Source organism: Dokdonella sp. (assembly GCF_035703485.1).
In the GTDB taxonomy this organism is placed as follows: domain Bacteria; phylum Pseudomonadota; class Gammaproteobacteria; order Xanthomonadales; family Rhodanobacteraceae; genus Dokdonella.
On sequence record NZ_DASSYD010000207.1, the window covers coordinates 36,662 to 57,713 of the forward strand.

Sequence of the window (21,052 nt, forward strand, 5' to 3'; positions counted from 1 at the left end):
CGAGTGTTCAGACCAGCTCTGCGCCTTCGAGCTCACGTTTCAGGTAGGCGAAATAGATCGGTGCGGCAACGACACCGGCGAGGCCAAACGCCGCCTCCATGACCAGCATGGCAATCAGCAACTGCCAGGCGCGGGCCCGGATTTGCCCGCCGATGATGCGCGCGTTGAGGAAGTATTCGAGCTTGTGGATGATGACGAGGAAGGTCAGCGCGGCGACGGCGACCCATAGCGATACCGACAGACCGATAACGAAGATCAGCGTGTTTGAGATGAGGTTGCCAATGACCGGCAGCAGGCCGCAGATGAAGGTCGCAAGTACCAATGTCTTGGCCAGCGGCAGGTTGACCCCGAACAACGGCAGCACGATGAGCAGGAAAATCCCCGTGAACAGGGTGTTCAGGGCGGAAATCTTGACCTGCGCAAAAACGATGTCGCGAAACGCCGTGGCCAGATTCAGGCAGCGCTTGTTCAGCACCTCGGTGAGTGGCTGACCCGGTTGACGAGCAAGAGCGTTTTGCAAGGCAAGCATGGCGCCAAGGATCATGCCGATGAGCAGATGCACGATGACTCGTGCGGCGTTGGTTCCGGCGACCTGCAGCTGCGCGGCATGTTCACGCAGCCACTCCATGACTGCCGCGCGGATCTGTTCGGAGTTGTCCGGAAGATGATTGACAACGAAGGCCGGGAGCTGGGCTCTGGCGCGCTCGACAACCGGTGCCAGGCGCTCGAACAACTGCATGGGATTGCCATGTTCAGAGCCGAGGTAGGCAACACTGGCAACAATGGCAAGGGTCAGCAGACCAACCACGATCGCGCCGAGCAAGGCGACCACAAGCCAATGCGCGCGAGCACCCGGCAGATGACGCTGCAATGAGGGCGCCAACGCGTTGACCACGGCAAACACCAGCAAGCCGCTGATCAGGACCGGCAGCAGGTGCAGATGCAGGATCAACAGGAGGGCAATGGCAGCCATCAAATAGCTGACCTGGACGAGTCGCGGAGAGGGAATCGTTGGCGAGAGCGGCATGGCGGTCGACGTCGTTGGACGGCGCGCAGTCTGTCAGGCGCGGCCTGTCATTGCCAGTCCGATGGGGCACGTGCGTGAAGTAGACTTCGGTGACCCATTTTCAGACAACGTTGTCTTGATCCTTCAATCTCAGACCGACGCGGAGCCTCTGCATGTCCCGACTCATCCCCTTTTCCCTGCTCGCAAGCCTTCTGCTCAGTGCCTGCAGCGCACCGACAACCCGCCCGGATTCAACGAGCGCCAGTCAGCCGGGCTCGCAACCCGCCGCGGCCGCATCAGTCCAATCAACGCCGGCACCGAACGACAACCTCAACGCGGTCGCGTGGACGCAAACGGCGGTCGAGCGCGATCTGATCTATCGACAGACCTACCGCATGGCTGCTGACGAACTGGATGCAGCGCTGGCCGATCCAACCTGGGAAGCGCTGCCGAAAGGAGAGCGGAAAACGCCCGTGGCCGACCCGACCCGGACCGCGGTCATTCTCGATATCGACGAAACCGTGCTCGACAACTCACCCTATCAGGCGCGTCTTGTCATCAATGGCACCAGTTTCAACAAGGACACCTGGGCCGAATGGTGCCGCGAGATAAACGCCGCGGCGATTCCCGGAGCACTCGAATTTACCCGACTGGCCGCGAGCAAGGGCGTCACCGTGTTCTATCTGTCGAACCGGCCCAATGACCTTGAAGACGTGACTTTGGCCAACTTGCGCAAACTCGATTTTCCGATTGCGGACAACGAGCAGGTTTTTCTCGGCAAGGGCATGACGGTCTCCGGTTGCGTCGAGAAAGGCAGCGCCAAAAGCTGCCGCCGCGAGCTGATTTCGCGCAAATACCGGGTGTTGCTGCAGATCGGCGACCAGCTCGGCGATCTTGTTGATGAAGGGGAAAACACGCCGCAGGCGCGTGCCCAGGCGATTGCGCCCTATCTCGACTGGATCGGCCAGCGCTGGTTCGTGCTGCCGAACCCGACCTACGGGCACTGGGAGCCAGCACTGTTCAACAACGACTGGAGCCAGCCCGAAGCCGAGCGCCGACGTGCCAAAGAGGCCTCATTGCGCTTGAATTAGAAATATTTTTCCTTTCAATATCAACATGATATCTGATGCAAGTTAAGGCATTGCATTAACCTTGTTCACTGGTTACCATGCGCATGCCGTCTTCCTCGTGTTGCCCCACTCGGAAAGCGCTTCATCAACGCACAGAACGACGTATCAGTTCCCCCTCCGGCGATGCCGGATTCGACCCGGATGGTATCCATCCGGGTTTTCTTTTGCGCAGAATCCAGGCTGGTCAGGACTATTCATGAATGATCCGGGCCAGGGCCCGTAAACAGTGTGAAGTCGATTGAGCATTTCCTTCTCCCGCCAACGGGAGGAGCACCGAGTTGATACATTTTGGGGCCGGATCAGAAATACGGGATCGGTGGCGGCATTCCGTCGACCGATACGCCCCGGCGACCGAGTTCGGCGCGCGCCTGGCCTGCCGAGTCTCCGCCGGCAAGCATTTCAGCACGCAGTGCGAGCAGATCGAATCCGACCTCTCGCGCCCGTGTCGCAACGCGGGCAAGTGCAGACTCCTTGCCGGAGTTGCGCACCGAGGCTCGCAACAGATCGACACGCAGGGTCAGCAAGGCATCGGGATTGCTGCCAAGCTCGCTCTCCAACTCGTCGAGCAGACGCTCGGCCTGCTCGATGTGGCTCTGGGCCGACAACACACCGGCCAGAAGCACACCCGCCTGCAATCCGGCGTGCGGATCGTTCGCCTTGAGCATGGCCCGGCGCAGCTCGCGAGCGGATTGTTCGGCGGCGCCGAGATGGCCCCGGCGCGCCGCCAGTTCGGCCAGATCAAGCTCGCTCATGCGCGCCCATTCGTCGAGACCGGCCTGCTCGCGCAATTGTTTCGCCAGTCGAAATCCGGTATCTGCAGACTCGTTCGCGCCGCGCAATGCCGCTTCACGGGCGCGCGCCGTCTCGATAGCGGCACGCCGCGAGGCCGGCACTTGTTCATTGAGCTCGGAAAGCAGGCTCCCCGCGCCGTCCAGATCGGCGCGAAGCAGCAACAATTCACCAAGACTGGCGACGACCTGCAGCCGATTGTCCTCGGCACCAATGGCAGCCCGGACTCGATTTCCTGTGCAGGCATCGCATCGACAATGCCAGCTGTCGATGCGGTTTCATCCAACACCTGCGGCTGGACGAGAAAACGGTAGCCGAGCTTGTGCTTGGTTTCGATATAGGGCAACGCTGATCAAGTGGCCCTAGGTCGAATTGCGTGCGGAATCGCCGAGCGCCTGGCGCAGCTCGCGGATCGATTGAGAAACCACACCTACACTGACCGCCTGACGTCCCCAGACATTGTCGAGCAGTTCCTCGTGTCCGATCAGGCGCTGCGGATTTTCAAGCAAATGGCGAAGCACCTGCACCGTGATCGGGCGCAGCGCAATTTCGCCCTCCGCGCCACTGAGGCGCGCGTTGTGCGCATCGAAACTGAATTGATCGAATTGGTAATGCATGACTGGAGTCTACCCGGCATTTGCGGCACTACCACTCTGAATAATGACCGGCATACTGGAAGCAGACTGGGCGCGATAGAATGCATCAGCCACATACAACGGAGCCGCTTGCGGATGTTGACCCTTCCTGACCAGCCACTACTCGACAAGATCGCCCTGATTGGCGGTTGTGCGCGACTTGATTTCGGTTTCGATGCCGAGCGTGCGCTTTCCGAGATCACGGCACTGCCGGATTCCAGTTGGGGCAGTCGTGCCGGTCGAGTCGGCGTTCACGACCCGGCCCAGGCGATCTTTCTGCGTGGTCATGCGCCGGCCCAGGGTGATCTACCTGTCGAGGATCGCGACGAACTTGCGCAGCTTCCATATCTGCGTGAGTTGATCAAAGAGGTAATTCCCGCGCCAGCGCTTCGTTGCGTGCTGGCCCAGTTGTCGGCGGGCGGAATCATCGCACCGCATATTGATCAGGGTGAGTATTTCAGCAAGACCATCCGCCTGCACTTTCCGATCACCACCAACGAAAATGTCTGGATGAACTGTGCCGGGCTTAGCTACCAGATGCATTCTGGTGAGATCTGGGCACTCAATAACAGCATTGGTCACGGCGTGATCAATGCTGATGCGAGCCGCGCGCGCTTGCACATGATCTGTGATTTTCTGAGCAGCGCGGAGCTGGTGGAGATACTTGCGCGCGCTGATCGAGGCCTTGGCAGGCCCAATCCTGCGATCAAGGCCCGCCTGATCGAAGCACAGCACCAGGCCCAGCAAGCTGGCAAGCTGTGATCATCACCGACAAACTCGTCTATGTGCACCTGCACAAGTCGGGCGGCACGTTTGTCAACGAATGCCTGATGCGCTTCATTCCTGGCGCAAGAATGCTCGGATATCACCTGCCGAGCAGCATGATTCCGGACAATCTCGGTCACCTTCCGCTGCTCGGTTTCGTGCGCAGCCCCTGGAGTTACTACGTGTCCTGGTATGCGTTCCAGTCACAGATGACATACCCGAATGTACTGTTTCGCGTTGTCAGCAAAGACCGGGCACTGGATTTCCATGGGACGCTGCGCAATCTGCTTGACCTTGGCAGCGACAACGACATGCTCGACAAACTCGTTGCGTTGCTGCCAAAGACTTACGGCAACCAGGGCTTGAATCTGCCCGGCTTCGCGCTGGAACCGATTCGTGGCAGTGGCAAAGGTCTGTACAGCTATCTCTACGGCTACATGTACGGCGAAAGGGAAGCTGAGGCACTCGTGGGTCGCGTGGAAAATCTGCGCACCGACCTGCTTGGCTTTCTTGCCAGCATCGAGGGTGCGTTGTCACCGCCACTGCGCACATTCATCGAGCAGGCGGAAGCACGAAACACCTCGCGCCATGATGCGTTTCGCGATTACTACAACAAGGAAATGGCCGCGCTCGTTACCGAACGCGACCAGTCGGTCGTCGAAAAATTCGACTATCGTTTCGAAGACTGAGGTCGAGCCAGGTCAAGGCAACGCTGATCAAGTGGCGCAATCGTCACGACACCTGTCTGCGTGCAGATCGCGGCGCGCTGACGCAGATGGACTGGCCGTCCTTCAAGCCAGCGCAACAAGGAGCTGCGCGCAGACAGGTGTCGCCTAACCGATTGGTTTTGTTGAAACAGGTGACACTCAGAAGACCCACCAACCGCACCGCGCGTCTGGTCAAGGCAACCTGCCTTCACTTCGCCACGCAGCACGGCCGGTGCGCTTTCTGAATGCCATGACGGTTGGGCCACTTGATCAGCGTTGCTTAAGACGCACTATTTTTTGGCCTTTGCTTTTGGACGCTTTTCCGGCTTCGCCGGCTCACCTTTTCGACCAAGCTCTTCAAGCAGGCTGCTCATGTCTTCGGCATGCTCTTCCTCGACTTCGAGAATCTCCTCCATGAGCCGCCGAGTGGTTGTATCGGCGCTGCCCAGATAGTCGACGATTTCCCGATAGCTGTCGATGGCGATGCGCTCGGCGACGAGATTTTCCTTGATCATGTCGACCAGATCGTCACCTTCGACGTAATCGGAGTGGCTGCGTGTGAGCAAGCCTTCTGGCGAAAGGTTTGGCGCGCCACCCAGCTGGGTAATCCGCTCGGCAATGCGATCAGCGTGGCTCTGCTCCTCGTTGGCGTGCGCGAGAAACTCGGCAGCGACGCTTTGCGCGTTGATGCCCGATGCCATGTAGTAGTGATACTTGTACCGAAGAACACAAACGATCTCGGTCGCGAGTGCCTCATTGAGAACCCGAATGACCGTTTCGCGATCGGCGTCGTAGCCAGCGGTGACGGCGCCACGCTCGATATGTTCGCGGGCCCGCTTGCGGATATTCTTGATGTCGGAGACGAAGGGTTTGCGTATGGCCATGGGGACTGCTCCTTGAATCGCTGCGGATGGATCGCCGATCCGGGCGGAAATCATTCCGTTGCGGTTCTCGGCGGGAAGTCACCAGTCCATTGTGCTGAAACCCATGCATCCCCGGCTGAATGAGATTTCCTCAGCCGCTGAACACCAACTCCGCACGCGCTCTGGTCGCCTCGATCAATGGCAGTACGGCCTCGATTTCTCGCTCGTGACGACGCCACTTCTCCGGTGCGGGTGCCGAAACCGTATGCTGCGAATGTGGAAGGTTGGCTCCGAGTTCTACATCCCAGCCGAGCCCCAGCTCACTGCACAAACGCCTGCATTCAGATTGTGGGTCGGCCAGGAAGCGGTCGTAGCGAACGGTGTGAATCCGCTCACTGGGCACGTTGGCCAACTCATCGAGCAACGTTCGGGTTGTTGTCTCCCATTGCCGCGCGACGATCTCGGGCAGCGGCCGGCCGATCAGCTCCCGCCAACCCGGCACCAGCAACAATGACCATGGCGTGCCGGTCCAGCCCGGAAGTCTCGGATAGGTGCGATATTTCCCCGAGTTCCAGGCCTCGATCATGCTGGAAAGCACTTCGCGTGGATCGCGATACAGATAGACGAAATGCGCCTCCGGAAAAACTTTGCGCAAAAATGGAATGCGCAATGCATTCCTCGGGGTCTTTTCGAGCAGACGAATGCGTCCCGCTGGTGGACGTTTACCCTCTCGATCGTGCAACGCTGTATCGAAACGCCCACGTAGTCGAGCGACCACGTCCTGCGTTGCGGCAGCTGCGTCAAGTGCGTTCGAGGCGAATCCACGAGCCACAGGATGCAACTCGTTCATACCTTCGATTTGAACATGGCTTTCGCCACCGACGGTGTAGAGATCCGGTGCACGTAGCAGGGTTTCAAAAAGCAGAGTCGAGCCGGAACGAGGCGATGAAAGGATGATGACCGGTCGATCAAAGCGCGAGTCAACATCAGAACCTGATTCGGAGGATTCGATGCGCGGGCCATTCGACGAAGGCGGAGACTTTGCCTGATCCGGTGCAGTCGCGAAAGCATCGGGCCCTTTGTCGGCATTGGCCCCCAATTCGCGATTCACACGACCGATCAAGGCCCCTTCGAAGATCATCGCGCGGAACGCCGCGAAGAAGCGAAAGCTGTTCTTGAGCAGCAATCCATCGCTCAATCCATGCATTTCTATCGCGAATTCCTTGAGTACTGCATGGTACTCAGGCCAACCCTCTTCGCGGATGCCGTAACGCGCCCACAAGCCGAGCCAGACGCCATTGAATTGTGCACAGCGCGACTGCATCACAGCCATGTTTGGAGTGTGAGTCGCTTCGGAGAGCAGAAAGTTGAGAGTATCGCGAAGCTCCCACGGCGTAATTACGTCGCCTAGATTCTCCGACTCGTAGATTATTTCGACCTCTTTTTCTGGATCAAATGAAACCTGCTTCGGAGACCATCCTGGAGCAGCGTGTCCTTCTACGCGCCCCTGGTTGGTGTGCTCCCAGAAACGCTGGCTGCCAACCGTATCGGCAACCAGATGAATGCGTTGGGCAGGGTTCGCATTGATGACCCGATGCGCACGCCAGGTATCGAAGATCCAGCACTCGCCCTCGGCCATATTGACCTCGGCGTCGCCGCACTGGAAGCGTACCGTTGGCTGGGTCTGGATCGGCACATGCACGCGTACCCGTTCACGCCAGTAGTAGGCGAAGTCCGCATGTCGGGGAACCTCGGCGTGGCCCGACAGTCGCATCAGCCGACTGCGCCCCCATACAGCGCCAAGGCTGGCCAGCACCTGGCGCAAGTAAGGACAGGCATCCAGATGTGGCGTTGGCCGCATTGGCCCGGAAATCGAATCACTGGATGGATCGCCATTCACCGCGATCAAGGGCAAAGCCGAGTTGCCGGCATAACCCTGCGGATGCGGCCGCCATACGCTTTCACCGAGCTTCTCGATCTCGGCAAGCAATCGCGGCGCATCAAAACTCAGGGGCAATTGGACGAACGGAACTTGAAGTTTCATGGGTCCATTATCGCACTTTAGGCAAGGCGGAACCAGAAACGTCGGGTCTGTTTCCACGCTCCCTAAGTACATCTTCTCGACTGTTCGCTGATTTGGCTCCTGTTGCGCTGAAACGTTGCAGGGCAGTAGCCAATTTGCGCCCGCGCCGCTCTTCCGATTGCCGGGTGGCTACTGGTTCCGCGAACAAGTTCGCCTAGACACTGAAGCCGGCAATGACATCCTTGCCGCAGCAATAGCCAAGATTGAGCCATCGAGCACCGCAACTCAAAAGAAGACTCGAACTCTGAGCCGCTGTGACTTTTTGTGTACCAACTCAAGCGACAAGTACATCAAGTTATTGGATGCGACGCCGAACCTCCACCTCATCTCTAAGCATAAACAGCAATCGTATATGTTTTTCAATACTACTAATAGTTGTGATTTCGATCACATTTTTTATTCTAATACCCATACGATGCAAGTCAACATATTCGACAATATCTGTCTTGAAGGTTTGTCATGATCATGAAACGTACTTCAGCATTTCTATTGATACTGATAGCACCCCTAGTTTTACTCGCAATTTTCAGCTTGAATTACATGCGTGGAAGCGATGTTGTTCCTGCAAAAATGCCAAACAATGTACTTTTTAGTTCGGCAACTTCACGCGAGTTACTTACTCCCATAAACCCAAGGGCTAGCCATCACTTGAGGATGCCGACAGCCCAACGCTCGAACCATCAAATCGTGGATGGCCTTCTGCAGCAATTCGAGAGTGGAGATGGCGAGGCGCTAGATGCCAAGCTCGTCGCAGCGCATTTTGCTGACATTCTTCGAAGGCTGAAGGACGGAGATCCCATTGCCGCACGCCTACTGCATCAAAGCTTGGCAACGTGTAAGGGATCTTACTCTCCCAAGGAACTCAACGATTTGCGCATTTCCGCGAGCTCGCGGAATGACGAAATAGCCTTGCGCTCCATTGCGGCGATCTCGGCCGCATGCTCACCATTCTCTGGCGAGCAGATCGCCGCGGATTGGGAAATTGTGAAAGCCGGCATTGATCTAGGGGACGATTCTCTTAAAGTTCAATATTATACGTTGGACCCTGGCGTTCCAAGCTTTGACTCGCGATACTCAAGGAGACTGGCCGAGTACAACGATGAAGCACTTGCCCACTTGAATCAGGCCGCGAGTGATGGGTTTCCAGACGCCTATTGGGCATTGGGCGACGCGTATATGGAAGGAAAGATTGTTCCGCGAGACTTCCTGCGCGCGTATGGGTATCAACTCGCGTGGCTCGAAAGCCAGAGAGCCACATTCCTTCCTTCCGAGTGGGAAGCATTCCATTCGGCATTGGTAAGGGACTTCGGGACACGTCTGACGGCTGAGCAGCAGTTAGACGCACAGTTTCTGGCTAATCGTTTACTTTCTGGAGATAACTCATGAACTTTCGCCTCATCGCCGTTACATTGTTCGGAATAGCCGTTTCAGGCGTGTGTAGCGCATCAAGCTTCGGCACCCAGTGTCAGTCTTGCACACCGTTCAACTATTCGAGCGCTTCAGTTCAGCAAGCAGCAGTACTACTGGCGAGCAGCAATAGTGCCGCCATTGGAGACACCCTGCAATTATGTAAAGATATTAACAATGGGCGGTCACTCCTACTTTCGTATACTGTAAATTCCTCCCCCGTCACGAGTATCGCGAATCTTACTCACGGACCTCTTGGACAAATCATTCTCGATGTTTCCTGTGACGGCAACTAAACTAGTATCGATCTTCGTCTTCTTCTAGCCTTGGTTAGCGGAATCCGCCAAGCGGATTCCGCTCTATCGTAGCGGCCCTCAAATCTCGAATCAGACTCTGAGGTTTCACCACGAATTTCCGCTGGTAGACCGCGATTGTCTACTGGTACACGTCACCCCCGGTTGCCCGAAATTCGGCGGCTTTCTCGGCCATGCCAGCTTCCAGCGCGGCTTTCTCGTCGGTACCGAGTTTGGCAGCGTAGTCGCGGACATCCTGGGTGATTTTCATCGAGCAGAACTTCGGCCCGCACATCGAACAGAAATGGGCGGTCTTGTGCGCGTCTTTGGGCAGGGTTTCGTCGTGGAATTCCTGGGCCTTCTCGGGATCGAGGCCAAGGTTGAACTGGTCGGCCCAGCGGAATTCGAAGCGCGCCTTGCTGAGTGCATTGTCGCGAGCCTGCGCGGCCGGGTGGCCCTTGGCCAGATCGGCCGCGTGGGCGGCGATCTTGTAGGTGACGATGCCGTCGCGCACGTCCTGCTTGTTGGGCAAGCCGAGGTGTTCTTTCGGCGTCACGTAGCAGAGCATCGCGGTGCCGTACCAGCCAATCATTGCCGCGCCGATCGCCGAGGTGATGTGGTCGTAGCCCGGTGCGATGTCGGTGGTCAATGGCCCGAGCGTGTAGAACGGCGCTTCGCCACACTTCTCCAGCTGGCGCTCCATGTTTTCCTTGATCAGGTGCATCGGCACATGGCCGGGGCCTTCGATCATGGTCTGCACATCGTGCTTCCAGGCGATCTGGGTCAGCTCGCCAAGGGTATCGAGTTCGGCGAACTGGGCGGCGTCGTTGGCATCGGCGATCGAGCCCGGGCGCAGACCGTCGCCGAGCGAGAAGCTGACGTCATAGGCCTTCATGATTTCGCAGATTTCCTCGAAGCGCTCGTAGAGGAAACTTTCCTTGTGATGGGATAGACACCACTTGGCCATGATCGAACCGCCACGCGAGACGATGCCGGTGACGCGCTTGGCAGTCAGGTGGATGAAGGGCAAACGCACGCCGGCGTGGATGGTGAAGTAGTCGACGCCCTGCTCGGCCTGCTCGATCAGTGTGTCGCGATAGAGCTCCCAGGTCAGGTCTTCGGCGATGCCGCCAACTTTTTCCAGCGCCTGGTAGATCGGCACCGTGCCGATCGGCACCGGCGAATTGCGGATGATCCACTCGCGCGTCTCGTGGATGTGCTTGCCAGTGGACAGATCCATGACCGTGTCGCCACCCCAGCGGATCGACCAGACCATCTTCTCGACTTCCTCGGCGATCGAACTCGACAGCGCCGAGTTGCCGATATTGGCGTTGATCTTCACGAGGAAATTGCGCCCGATGATCATCGGCTCGGACTCGGGATGGTTGATGTTGTTGGGGATGATCGCGCGGCCACGAGCGACTTCGTCACGGACGAACTCCGGTGTGATCAGGCGCGGCAGTGACGCGCCGAAAGATTCGCCGGGATGCTGGGCCAGCAAGTGCTGCTCGCGGATACGCTCGAGATTCTGGTTCTCGCGAATCGCGATGTATTCCATCTCCGGCGTGATGATGCCCTGGCGCGCGTAGTGCATCTGGGTGATGTTCTTCCCGGCCTTGGCCCGACGCGGCTTTGGCACGTTCGGGAAGCGCACGTGATCGAGCTGGTGCGCGCCCGCGTGCTTGCGTGTGAACGGAGAGGAGAAATCCGCCAGCGCCTCGCTGTCGCCGCGCGCCTCGATCCAGGCCGCGCGCAGGGCCGGCAAACCCGCTACCAGATCCACGCGGTAGTCCGGATCGGTGTACGGACCCGAGGTGTCGTAGATCGCGAACGGCGCGTTCTTCTCGACCCCGGTGCTGCTTGGCGTGTCGTCGAGCACGACCTCGCGCATCGGCACGCGGATATCGGCGCGACTGCCTTCGATATGGATCTTGCGCGAACCGGGAATCGGACGCACCACGGATTCGGACAATTCGGCGGCTTCAATCAACAACGGGTTCGCTACGGCATTCATCGGATCATCCTGCTTTCTGTGAGTTCGACCTTGCAGCAAAACTGCAAAGGCATGGGCAACCAGAAAAGCGGACGTCGACGGGCGATTGATTTCACCTGTCTGACAAAGCTCCCTACACCGGTGCCAGGAGTCTGGGCGGCAGAAATCTTCGGGCTGCGATTGTGCTCTCATCCATAGGCAGCGCCGCTCGTCGAGCTTGCATAGAACCACTATGCGCGCCCTCCGATCGACTCTGCCTATGGCGAACTCCCAATCCCGCTATGCAAAGATTCTGTCGCCCAGACTCCTACCGATCAGGTTCCAAGGGTCTCTCTCAGCCGATCTGCATCGGCACCCCCGCTTCAATCCCGCATTGAATCATGTTCATTGCAGCCAAGCCAGCCAGACGCCACCTGGTTCAAGGCGAGGGTGCTCAGATGGCACAATGGTGGCTTGTCTCAAGGAACTGCCATGGATATCCAGCAACCCGATTTGCACCCGTTGTACGCCGCCCATCTCGATACCCTCAAGCAACGCAGCGATGCCGCGCTCGATCGCAGCCGCTTTGATCATCTGGTCATTCCGGCAGGCGTGGCGCGATTGCAGTTCCTCGATGACATGCACTATCCGTTTCATGTCAATCCACATTTCAAGCACTGGTTGCCGGTAACCCGTGCGCCGGGTTCTTGGATTGTCTACACGCCCGGGCGCCGGCCGAAGCTGATCTATCTGCAGCCTGCCGACTACTGGCACGTGGTACCCGATGCACCGGCCGGCTATTGGGTCGAGCATTTCGATATCGTCATCATCCGTGAAGAGGATGACGCCTTTGCCGAACTGCCGACGGATGTCTCGCGCTGCGCAATTCTCGGCGAGGACAACGCCGCGCTGCGGGAGTTTGTTCCGAACAACCCGCAGGGCGTGGTCAACTACCTGCACTATCAGCGCTTCATCAAGACCGCCTATGAGTTGGCCATGATGCGCGTGGCCAACAAGATTGGCACCCGCGCCCACCGCGCCGCAGAACGCGCGTTCCGCAGCGGCGTCTCTGAATTCGATATCCACATGGCCTATCTGACGGCCGCCCGTCAGGGTGACAACGATCTTCCCTACAACAACATCATTGCGCTCAATGAACACGCGGCGGTGCTCCACTACATGCAGGTCCAGCATGTTCCGCCGGCACACTTCCATTCATTCCTGATCGATGCCGGTGCCAGCTTCCACGGCTATGCCAGCGACATCACGCGCACCTATGCCGCCGATTCCGACAGCGAGTTCCAGTCGATGATCGATGCTGTCGATGCGGTGCAGAAGAACCTGTGTGCCGCAGTGGTTGCCGGCAAGGACTACGGTGCCCTGCACGTGGAAGCCCACCACCAGCTCGCCAACGTGCTGAAGAACTTCGGTTTCATCCGCATGAGCGCTGAAAGTGCGGTCGAATCCGGCGTTTCGTCGGCATTCTTTCCGCACGGACTCGGTCACTCGATTGGCCTGCAGGTTCACGATGTTGCAGGCTTCGCCGCCGACGACTCCGGGCGCACCATCGATCGCCCGCCAGGCCATCCCTTCCTGCGCATGACGCGCAACATCGAGCCTGATGCCGTGGTCACGATCGAACCCGGGCTCTATTTCATCGACATGTTGCTGGCCCCACTGAAGGACAAGCCGCAAGGCAAGGACATCGCCTGGGATCGCATCGATGCATTCCGTCACTATGGCGGGATCCGCATCGAGGATGATGTGGCTTGCACCGGGGCAGGACCGGAAAACCTGACCCGTGATGCCTTTGCCCAGCTCGCTGATGCTTGAAAGCCAAGCTGAATGGATTCAACCACGCAATAGCACTCGTGCGACCAAACCATGCCTTGCGTCGTCCTTGGTTCTGCATGGTGCCATCCGTTGGCACCCTTGATTGGAGAATGAAATGAACAGATCCACATCCATTCGGCGCCTGCTCCGTGGACTCCTGATCGGGGCTCTGGTGTCCTGCATCTCGATTCCGGCCTTCGCTGCGGATGTCGCCAACAAGGATTACAACAGCGATCAGGTCAGTGTGAGCTGGACCGATCCGGCAAAATTCACCGAAATGCAATTCGGCAACCAGTTTCGCCAACCGGAACCGGAAGTCTGGCTCACGGAGTTCCAGAAAACCCTGGTCAAACGCGGCGACAAGCTGTTGCAACCCGGCCAGCATCTGGATGTAGTTATCACCAATGTGAAACTGGCCGGCCGCATCGAGCCGGGAACCCTTGGCAACGCCAGCGGTGTACGCGTCGTCAAGTCGATCTACCCGCCGGAAGTCAGCCTGAACTTCAAACTGACTGACTCTCAGGGCCAAGTCATCGACAGTGGTGAACGCAACCTGCGCGATGTGGCGTTTCTCGATCGCGGAACAGCCAACCACAACACCCCTTACCGGTTCGAAACACGCTTGCTCAAGGACTGGCTCAACAGGGAGTTTGGCAAGCGGTCAGGTTCCTGATCCGCGTTATCCGGACAAGCGGCTAAAGACGTCGCGCCAGACTGATGCTGGCAAGTCCGGCGGGTAATGCCGCCGGCGGGATGTTTCTGGCCAGAATCATGGCCTGAAATTTCTCTCCCATTTCGCCCGGCAAGGTCAATCGTTTGACCTGCTGGGCGAGCCCGTAAGCGGTCGCTTCATCGGCGTCGATACGCGCTCGCTCGAATCGCTGCGCCAATCCGCAGGCAATCAGCAACTGCGCCTGAGCAGCATAGCCGACAAGCTCGAAACCGGCGTGGTTGCCCGCTTCGGCCAGGGCCGTGAAATCAACGAATGCGGTGATGTCCTGCAAGCCAGGCCAAGCCAGTGCATCGGCATGGGCACGATGCCGATAGTGACAAACAAGGGTGCCATCGTTGCGCTCGGCGCGATAGAACTCGGCACGCGGATAGCCATAGTCGACAAACATTGCGATACCCGAGCCCAGACTGCCGAGCACGGCCTGCATCCAGTAGGGCAACTGCGCCAGGATCTCGGATCGGTAGCCTTCGTCGAACTCACGGCCAAGATCCCGTTCGACATGCCTGACGGCGCCGGCAACAAGCGTATCGGCGGGACGATCACAGATCACGAACCGACCTGATTCATCGACGCTGACATGCTCCTCGAACACTTCACCATCGCGAATCGTGAAGCGTGTGGCGGGTAGCGCATCGATCACTTCGTTGGCAAACAGGACACCGCTCCAGCTTTCTTCTGGCGGTCGATCCAGCCACTGCAACCTTGCAAAGAGTTCGGTGGACAATGCCTCGCGCAGACGCTCTTGTTGACGCTCGCGCAGATCGGCGCTCGGCTCCAGAATGCGGTAGCGTCGAGGCAAGACTCCCGCCTCGACAAACGCCAGCATGGCCACTTCGGCGAACGCACCACTGCCACCACCGAGTTCGCAGAAATCGGCCTCAGGTCCGAGTTCGCGCAGGCAAGGAATCAAGGCATCGGCGATGCACTGTGCAAACAGCGAACCGAGTTCGGGCGCAGTGACGAAATCGCCGGCGGCACCGAATTTGATCCGGCCGGCACTGTAGTAGCCGAGCCCTGGTGCGTACAGGCATCGTTCCATGAAGCGCGAAAACGGCATCGGCCCCTGTGCCGCCATTTCGGCACGCAGCAGCGCAACCAGTTGTGCGGAATGGGCGAGTTCCTGGGCAGTCGGGGGCGGCAGGGAGGGCTTCACTGGTTCGTTGCGTCGTCTTGCGGCACTCTGGGCAGGATACCGACGTCAACAGAGAACACCAATGACGGATTTACCGAATCCCCGACCCGTAGTGCTGATTACCGGTGCCGCGCGGCGCGTCGGTGCAATGATTGCGCGCACCCTGCACGGCGCAGGCTACGACCTCGCACTGCATTGCCGGAACTCGCGTGTCGAACTCGACACCTTGATCGATGAGCTCGAGCAGCTTCGTCTTTCGAGTACGCTCGCCTTGCAGGCCGACCTGGCCGATATTGATGGCCTGCCCGATCTGGTCAGCGCCACGATCAGCCGCTTTGGACGCCTTGATGGCCTGGTCAACAATGCATCGGCGTTTTTTCCGACCCCGCTCAGCAGCGCAACGACCGCACGATGGAATGAACTGTTCGCATCGAACGCGCAAGCTCCGTACTTTCTGACCCAGGCGGCTGCGGAACATCTGCGCGATCGCGTCGGAGCCGTCGTCAACCTGCTCGACATCTACGCCGAACGTCCCTTGCCCGGCTACTCGATCTACTGCATGGCCAAGGCGGCGCAGGTCGCCATGACCCGCGCCCTCGCCCACGAGCTCGGTCCGGAGGTACGCATCAACGGCATTGCACCGGGGGCGGTGATGTGGCCGGAAGCCGACAAATCCTATGCCGACAAGGACGAAATCATCGCGCGCACACCGCTCAAGCGCGCCGGCACCGCCGCCGATGTGGCCGACGCGGCGCTGTGGCTGATCCGTGATGCGCAATTCGTCACCGGACAGATTATCCGCGTCGATGGCGGACGCTCACTGGCGATCTGAGAAAAACATCGAGCGCCGCATCAAGGGCAACGCTGCCCAGGCGGCGCTCGACTCAAGTCGGTCAGGCTTTGACCTTGAACGCAGCGTCAAGCATGCCCTTGTCAAAGCCTTCACCGGCATCGCCCTCGGTTGCGTAGCGATACAGCGCGGCGGCATAGACGCCTTGCAGCGCCGCCTGGATCAGGATCAGCAGCAAAAAGGCGATGACCACGCCGACGATCGCAGTGATCGTGATGGCAAGGATGCCGCTCGAAACGGCCAGGAAGATCAGCCCGCCACCGACGAATATCAAGGCAAAGATTCCCAGCCCGAAGACCAGGCCGATACCGGCGGTCCCGATAAGGTTCTCGCCCCAGGTTTTTTTCAGCAATTCGGCACTGCGCTTGACCGCATCAATCGGACCGATGTCCTGACTGACCAGCACCGGCACGACAAGAAACGAAGCCACCGTCCAGGCCAGGCCGATCAGACCGATGACGAAACGGCCGATGAATCCGGCACGCTCCTGCAAGGCGCGCAGAATGACGCCAACGGTAGCCGCGATGACCGCGTAACCAAGGATCGACGGCAGCTTTGACATGGCAATGCGAAAACCATCGGCAACCGTTGGATCGCCACCGTTGAGACGAATCATCGCCGCACCGATCAAGGCCGAATTGAAGAAGATGATGACGAAGTACTGAACCACATAGAAAGCAAACAGGAAGACATAGAACACGGGACTCATGTTTTCGCGATCGAGCCCGCTGAACAGTCCGGCAAAAATGGCCGGCACGAAGAACGTCGCCGCCACGAGGATGCAACTGATCGCCGAAAGCAGCGGAAACACCAGCAGCTCCTTGTCGGAACGCAATACCGAGGCGCTGGCCTTGACCAGTGACCAGCTTTGGGAAAACTTTTCGAACATGAGGATTCCTCTCCGAATCTGTCGATCGACAGCAAAAATGAAGTATAGCCGGGCTGAATCAGCGCGTGTGCTGCGGGTCAGACGATGTTTGAGGATGGAGCATCGTCGGCAGCAACCGGCATCCAGCGTAGAATGCGGTTTCGTCTCCCACGTGCGGTTTTTCTCATGGCTGTCAGTGTCTTCGACCTCTTCAAAATCGGCATCGGCCCTTCGTCCTCGCACACGGTCGGACCAATGCGCGCGGCCGCACGCTTCACCAACCGCTGGCTCGACGAACGCGGCCTGCTCGAAAAGACCGCGCGCATTCGCGCCGAACTGTTCGGATCGCTGGCCTTGACCGGCCGCGGTCATGGCACCGACAAGGCTGTACTCTGCGGCCTGGAAGGCGAATGGCCTGACCAAATCGATCCGGGCGTCATTCCTGAAAAGCTTTCACGCATTCGTGAGAGCAAACGCATTCGACTGCTCGACAAGCACGAGATCGATTTCGACGAGAAAGTCGACCTGATTTTCAACAAGCGACAGAAATTGCCGTTCCACAGCAACGGCATGCGCTTCAGCGCCTTCGATGCCGAAGGCAACGAGCTGGCGACACGCGACTACTACTCGGTCGGCGGTGGTTTCGTCGTCAATCACGATGAGGCGGCTGATGATCGGATTGTCGCCGATACGACGACGATGCCCCATCCATTCAACAGCGGCAATGAACTGCTCGCCCGCTGCGAGGAGACCGGTCTCAGCATTGCCGGCATCATGCTCGCCAACGAACAAGTCTGGCGCAGCGAAGCCGAAATTCGCGCAGAACTGTTGAAATTGTGGAGTGCAATGCAGGGTTGCGTTGCTCGTGGCATGCGCGAATCCGGTGTCCTGCCGGGCGGTCTCAAAGTGCCTCGGCGTGCAGCAGCCATGGCCGCCGAACTGCGCGAGCGCCCCGAGATGTCGCTACGCGATCCGTTGACAATTCTCGATTGGGTCAATCTGTATGCGCTGGCCGTGAACGAGGAAAATGCCGCCGGCGGACGCGTGGTTACGGCACCGACCAATGGTGCGGCAGGCATTCTGCCCGCCGTGATGCACTACTACGATCGTTTCTGCCCTGGCGCGAATGAGGCCGGCATCATTGATTTCCTGCTGACCGCCGGCGCAATCGGCATTCTGTACAAGGAAAACGCCTCGATCTCGGGTGCCGAAGTCGGTTGTCAGGGTGAAGTCGGCGTGGCTTGCTCGATGGCCGCCGGCGGATTGACCGCAGCGCTCGGCGGCAGCATTTATCAGGTCGAGAATGCCGCCGAAATCGGCATGGAACACAATCTCGGCCTGACCTGCGATCCGATCGGTGGTCTCGTGCAGATTCCGTGCATCGAGCGCAATGCGATGGGCTCGGTCAAGGCGATCAACGCGCAACGCATGGCCATGCGCGGCGACGGCAAGCATCACGTCTCGCTGGACAAGGTGATCAAGACCATGCGCGAGACCGGCCGCGACATGCGCGACAAGTACAAGGAAACTTCGCGCGGCGGCCTTGCCGTCAACGTCATTGAGTGCTGAAGCACCGGCATCCGATTCGCGTTGCGGCCCGATCTGTCAGTGCGCCGACTGACCAGCGTTGCCTTTATCAGGAACGATTTCCGTCTGGCTCAGGCGTGCAGGATGCAACGCGCAAGCTGACGCAGTTGTCCGGCTTGCAGCAACTCGACATCACGCTCATCGACGCGAATCAGGCCCTGATCCTGGAATCGACGCAGGACCCGACTGACTGTCTCCGGGGCCAATCGCAAGTGATTGGCGATGTCGCCACGCGCCATGCTCAGGCGAAAGCGCGTCGCCGAAAAACCACGCGCGGCAAATCGATCGGCGAGCAGGATCAAGAAAGCAGCCATGCGTTCGTTGGCGTTGTGATCACCGGCAAGCAGAGCCGCCTTGCCGATATCGGCGCTGAGCAGCCGGAATAGTTGCTGCTGAACACCAGGCATCCGCGTGGCCAGCGTCGCCAACGCAGGAAACGAGAAGCGGCACAGATAGACCGTATCAAGCGCAATCGCATCACACGGATAACGCGCCGGATGGATTGCGTTGAGGCCGACCATTTCACCCGGCAGATGGAAGCCGAGGATCTGTTCGCGCCCTTCCTCATCGACCGTCGAGGTTTTCACCGTTCCGGCACGCACGGCATATATCGATTCAAATTTCTCGCCGGTACTGAAAATGCGGTCGCCGGAATGAAACGGGCCCACATGCTCGACCAGACAGTGCAGATCCTGCAGGGCGGTCTTGTCGAAACCCCCGGGTATGCAGACCTCGCCAAATGCGCAGGTCGAACAGAAGCGAACCTCATCGCCGTCACCTTCACCGGGATCGATGGGCGCAACGCGTTCAATCGGCTTGATATTGCTCATTGCCACCACGTGGATCGCGCCGGAGCGGCGCGTTTCAGTCCATTCGCGACCGCGAGGTCACCCCAACGGACGGACTGGATGATACGCAGGATGCCATCGCACTGTGAACCATCCTGTCGCCGGTGAGTGGCGTGCTGCCCCGGGTTGTGGCTCCAGCCACTCAGTTGCTATCGAGAACCGCCTTGATCGCGGCAATGAAGTCTGGATCGATCTTGCCCATGACATCACTGCGCGCGGCAATCCGACCCTCGGCATCGAGCAGAAGCAACACGCTGGAATGGTTGAATTCACCGTCATCGAGCTGTCGGTACTGGATTCCGAGGACAGCGGCGAGCTTGCGCACATTGGCCGCATCGGTGCGTGCCAGGGTCCAGCGGCTGGATTGGATCTTGCGCTTTTCGGCCTGGGCCTTGAGTGCAGCAGGATCATCGCGTTCAGCATCGAAGCTGACCATCAGCACGGATAGTTTTGCCCGCTGGCTATCGTCCAGTTTGCGCTCGGCCATGCGTGTCGTGTCGATGATCAGCGGACACATGTAGGCACACGAGGTATAGAACATCGTGACCAATCGTGGCTGGCCGCGCAGGCTGGCGAAATTGAAGGTCTTGGCGTTCTGGTCAACCAGCGGGACTTGAAGCTGGTAGACCGAATCACCCGGCAAACTGGCAGCTTTTGTCGCGGTCGCCGACGCCAACAGCAAGCCAACCAGCACGATGCGGGAAATACGGGCAGCATGCCGGATCATGGTGTTGTTTCCTGGTCTGGACGCACACAACGGAAGCCAACATTGCCGGTGACATCCGCTCCTTTCAGTGACGACAGCATGGCGATGCGCATGAGCACCGCGTAGTTGTCGCGATCCTGCATTGACAATGCCCCAGCGCCACAGAACTTGAGCAGATCGGGATCACCCTGGTTGCGATTGTCAGCGCTGACAAACAATGCATTGAAATCATCGACCCATTCCCAGACCAGGCCGTGCAAATCACGCACACCATAAGCATTCGGCGCGCCGCCGACCCACTCGGGATCACCGTTTGAAGTCTTCGAATACCAGCCAAGAATGCGATTTCGCCAGGCTGGATCGTTGCGTGCATCGCGATGTGTCTCATCGGCGGCAGCGACGTATTCCCATTCATGCCAGCTCGGCAACCTGGCATCTTCACTCTCGCAGTAGGCTTGCGCGGCAAACCAGCTGACCTTGACTATCGGTTGCCGGGCTTGTGCATCGGAAATGGATTGATCACCCATCCAGTGATCGAGATAGCGCGACTCGGCAAATACACCGGCCACCTTGTCACGACGCCATTGCGGATGACTCCGCACGAAGGCCAGAAACTCGGCGTTGGTCACCGGCTCAGCGCGCATCGACATGGGCTTGATGATGACATCGAGCGGTGTGTCTGCTGTCGGCAGTACGGATTGATAGGCGCCGCCAGGGATAGCAATGTATTCGGCGGCGACAACAGGAAATGCCAGTGCCAGCGCGATCATTCCTGCAGCCAGCCGGTGTCCCCGCCGGCTGGCTGCACGCTTCACGCTGGAGTCGAAGAAATTCATCACGACAGG

The 21,052-nt window shown here is 58.8% G+C and carries 19 protein-coding genes; 8 read left to right on the forward strand and 11 right to left on the reverse strand.

Annotated features, from left to right (window positions below):
* Positions 1–7: 7 nt before the first annotated feature.
* Entirely contained in the window at positions 8–1,027 is a 1,020-nt protein-coding gene (locus VFN25_RS16075; RefSeq protein WP_325143725.1) for a hypothetical protein, read from the reverse strand.
* 152 nt (positions 1,028–1,179) lie between these two features.
* On the opposite strand from VFN25_RS16075, the gene VFN25_RS16080 reads away from it, so the two are divergent.
* Positions 1,180–2,097 (forward strand): 5'-nucleotidase, lipoprotein e(P4) family, encoded by a 918-nt coding sequence (locus tag VFN25_RS16080; RefSeq protein WP_325143728.1) that lies wholly within the window; start codon positions 1,180–1,182, stop codon positions 2,095–2,097.
* Between the two features lie 338 nt (positions 2,098–2,435).
* Here VFN25_RS16080 and VFN25_RS16085 read toward each other — a convergent pair whose 3' ends face one another.
* The gene (locus tag VFN25_RS16085; RefSeq protein ID WP_325143730.1) at positions 2,436–3,089 is read right to left on the reverse strand and encodes a hypothetical protein; all 654 of its coding nucleotides are present in this window, start codon (positions 3,087–3,089) and stop codon (positions 2,436–2,438) included.
* Between the two features lie 198 nt (positions 3,090–3,287).
* Positions 3,288–3,542 carry a winged helix-turn-helix domain-containing protein gene (locus VFN25_RS16090; RefSeq protein WP_325143732.1) on the reverse strand — a complete coding sequence of 85 codons (255 nt, stop codon included), beginning with the start codon at positions 3,540–3,542 and terminating at the stop codon, positions 3,288–3,290.
* Positions 3,543–3,656: 114 nt separating this feature from the next.
* Here VFN25_RS16090 and VFN25_RS16095 point away from each other — a divergent pair, with 114 nt between their 5' ends.
* Together VFN25_RS16095 and VFN25_RS16100 are read left to right on the forward strand one after the other, a co-directional pair.
* The gene (locus VFN25_RS16095; RefSeq protein WP_325143734.1) at positions 3,657–4,322 is read left to right on the forward strand and encodes an aspartyl/asparaginyl beta-hydroxylase domain-containing protein; all 666 of its coding nucleotides are present in this window, start codon (positions 3,657–3,659) and stop codon (positions 4,320–4,322) included.
* Positions 4,319–5,014: a hypothetical protein gene (locus tag VFN25_RS16100; protein WP_325143736.1), complete on the forward strand. Its 696-nt coding sequence runs from the start codon at positions 4,319–4,321 to the stop codon at positions 5,012–5,014. The genes VFN25_RS16095 and VFN25_RS16100 overlap by 4 nt, the downstream gene beginning before the upstream one ends.
* Before the next feature lie 308 nt (positions 5,015–5,322).
* On the opposite strand, the gene VFN25_RS16105 is transcribed toward VFN25_RS16100, so the two are convergent.
* Positions 5,323–5,916, reverse strand: a complete 594-nt coding sequence (locus VFN25_RS16105) for a ferritin-like domain-containing protein (protein WP_325143738.1) — start codon at positions 5,914–5,916, stop codon at positions 5,323–5,325.
* Positions 5,917–6,046: 130 nt separating this feature from the next.
* Entirely contained in the window at positions 6,047–7,939 is a 1,893-nt protein-coding gene (locus VFN25_RS16110) for a sulfotransferase (RefSeq protein WP_325143740.1), read from the reverse strand.
* 504 nt (positions 7,940–8,443) lie between these two features.
* On the opposite strand from VFN25_RS16110, the gene VFN25_RS16115 reads away from it, so the two are divergent.
* Positions 8,444–9,364: a hypothetical protein gene (locus VFN25_RS16115; RefSeq protein WP_325143743.1), complete on the forward strand. Its 921-nt coding sequence runs from the start codon at positions 8,444–8,446 to the stop codon at positions 9,362–9,364.
* A gap of 456 nt (positions 9,365–9,820) precedes the next feature.
* On the opposite strand, the gene thiC is transcribed toward VFN25_RS16115, so the two are convergent.
* Entirely contained in the window at positions 9,821–11,692 is a 1,872-nt protein-coding gene (gene thiC / locus VFN25_RS16120; RefSeq protein ID WP_325143745.1) for a phosphomethylpyrimidine synthase ThiC, read from the reverse strand.
* A gap of 450 nt (positions 11,693–12,142) precedes the next feature.
* On the opposite strand from thiC, the gene pepQ reads away from it, so the two are divergent.
* Together pepQ and VFN25_RS16130 are read left to right on the forward strand one after the other, a co-directional pair.
* Complete coding sequence (pepQ, locus tag VFN25_RS16125) at positions 12,143–13,483, forward strand: Xaa-Pro dipeptidase (protein WP_325143747.1); 1,341 nt, start codon at positions 12,143–12,145, stop codon at positions 13,481–13,483.
* Positions 13,484–13,598: 115 nt separating this feature from the next.
* Positions 13,599–14,156, forward strand: a complete 558-nt coding sequence (locus VFN25_RS16130; RefSeq protein WP_325143749.1) for a DUF3016 domain-containing protein — start codon at positions 13,599–13,601, stop codon at positions 14,154–14,156.
* Positions 14,157–14,178: 22 nt separating this feature from the next.
* Here VFN25_RS16130 and VFN25_RS16135 read toward each other — a convergent pair whose 3' ends face one another.
* Entirely contained in the window at positions 14,179–15,369 is a 1,191-nt protein-coding gene (locus VFN25_RS16135; protein WP_325143751.1) for a class I SAM-dependent methyltransferase, read from the reverse strand.
* A gap of 61 nt (positions 15,370–15,430) precedes the next feature.
* Between VFN25_RS16135 and VFN25_RS16140 the strand changes: the two genes are divergently transcribed.
* Complete coding sequence (locus VFN25_RS16140) at positions 15,431–16,180, forward strand: pteridine reductase (RefSeq protein WP_325143753.1); 750 nt, start codon at positions 15,431–15,433, stop codon at positions 16,178–16,180.
* A 61-nt stretch (positions 16,181–16,241) separates the two neighbouring features.
* Here the strand turns inward: VFN25_RS16140 and VFN25_RS16145 are convergent, their stop codons facing one another.
* A complete protein-coding gene (locus VFN25_RS16145) occupies positions 16,242–17,087 on the reverse strand; it encodes a DUF6159 family protein (RefSeq protein WP_325143755.1) in 846 nt (281 codons plus the stop codon).
* A gap of 165 nt (positions 17,088–17,252) precedes the next feature.
* Between VFN25_RS16145 and VFN25_RS16150 the strand changes: the two genes are divergently transcribed.
* A complete protein-coding gene (locus VFN25_RS16150; protein ID WP_325143757.1) occupies positions 17,253–18,635 on the forward strand; it encodes an L-serine ammonia-lyase in 1,383 nt (460 codons plus the stop codon).
* Positions 18,636–18,724: 89 nt separating this feature from the next.
* Here VFN25_RS16150 and VFN25_RS16155 read toward each other — a convergent pair whose 3' ends face one another.
* The 3 genes from VFN25_RS16155 to VFN25_RS16165 all read right to left on the reverse strand — a co-directional run bounded on the left by VFN25_RS16155 (position 18,725) and on the right by VFN25_RS16165 (position 21,043).
* Positions 18,725–19,483 (reverse strand): cyclic nucleotide-binding domain-containing protein, encoded by a 759-nt coding sequence (locus tag VFN25_RS16155; RefSeq protein WP_325143759.1) that lies wholly within the window; start codon positions 19,481–19,483, stop codon positions 18,725–18,727.
* Between the two features lie 160 nt (positions 19,484–19,643).
* Positions 19,644–20,228 carry an SCO family protein gene (locus tag VFN25_RS16160; RefSeq protein WP_325143761.1) on the reverse strand — a complete coding sequence of 195 codons (585 nt, stop codon included), beginning with the start codon at positions 20,226–20,228 and terminating at the stop codon, positions 19,644–19,646.
* Positions 20,225–21,043, reverse strand: a complete 819-nt coding sequence (locus VFN25_RS16165) for a formylglycine-generating enzyme family protein (protein WP_325143763.1) — start codon at positions 21,041–21,043, stop codon at positions 20,225–20,227. Before VFN25_RS16165 ends, VFN25_RS16160 begins: the two co-directional genes overlap by 4 nt.
* Positions 21,044–21,052: the final 9 nt, after the last annotated feature.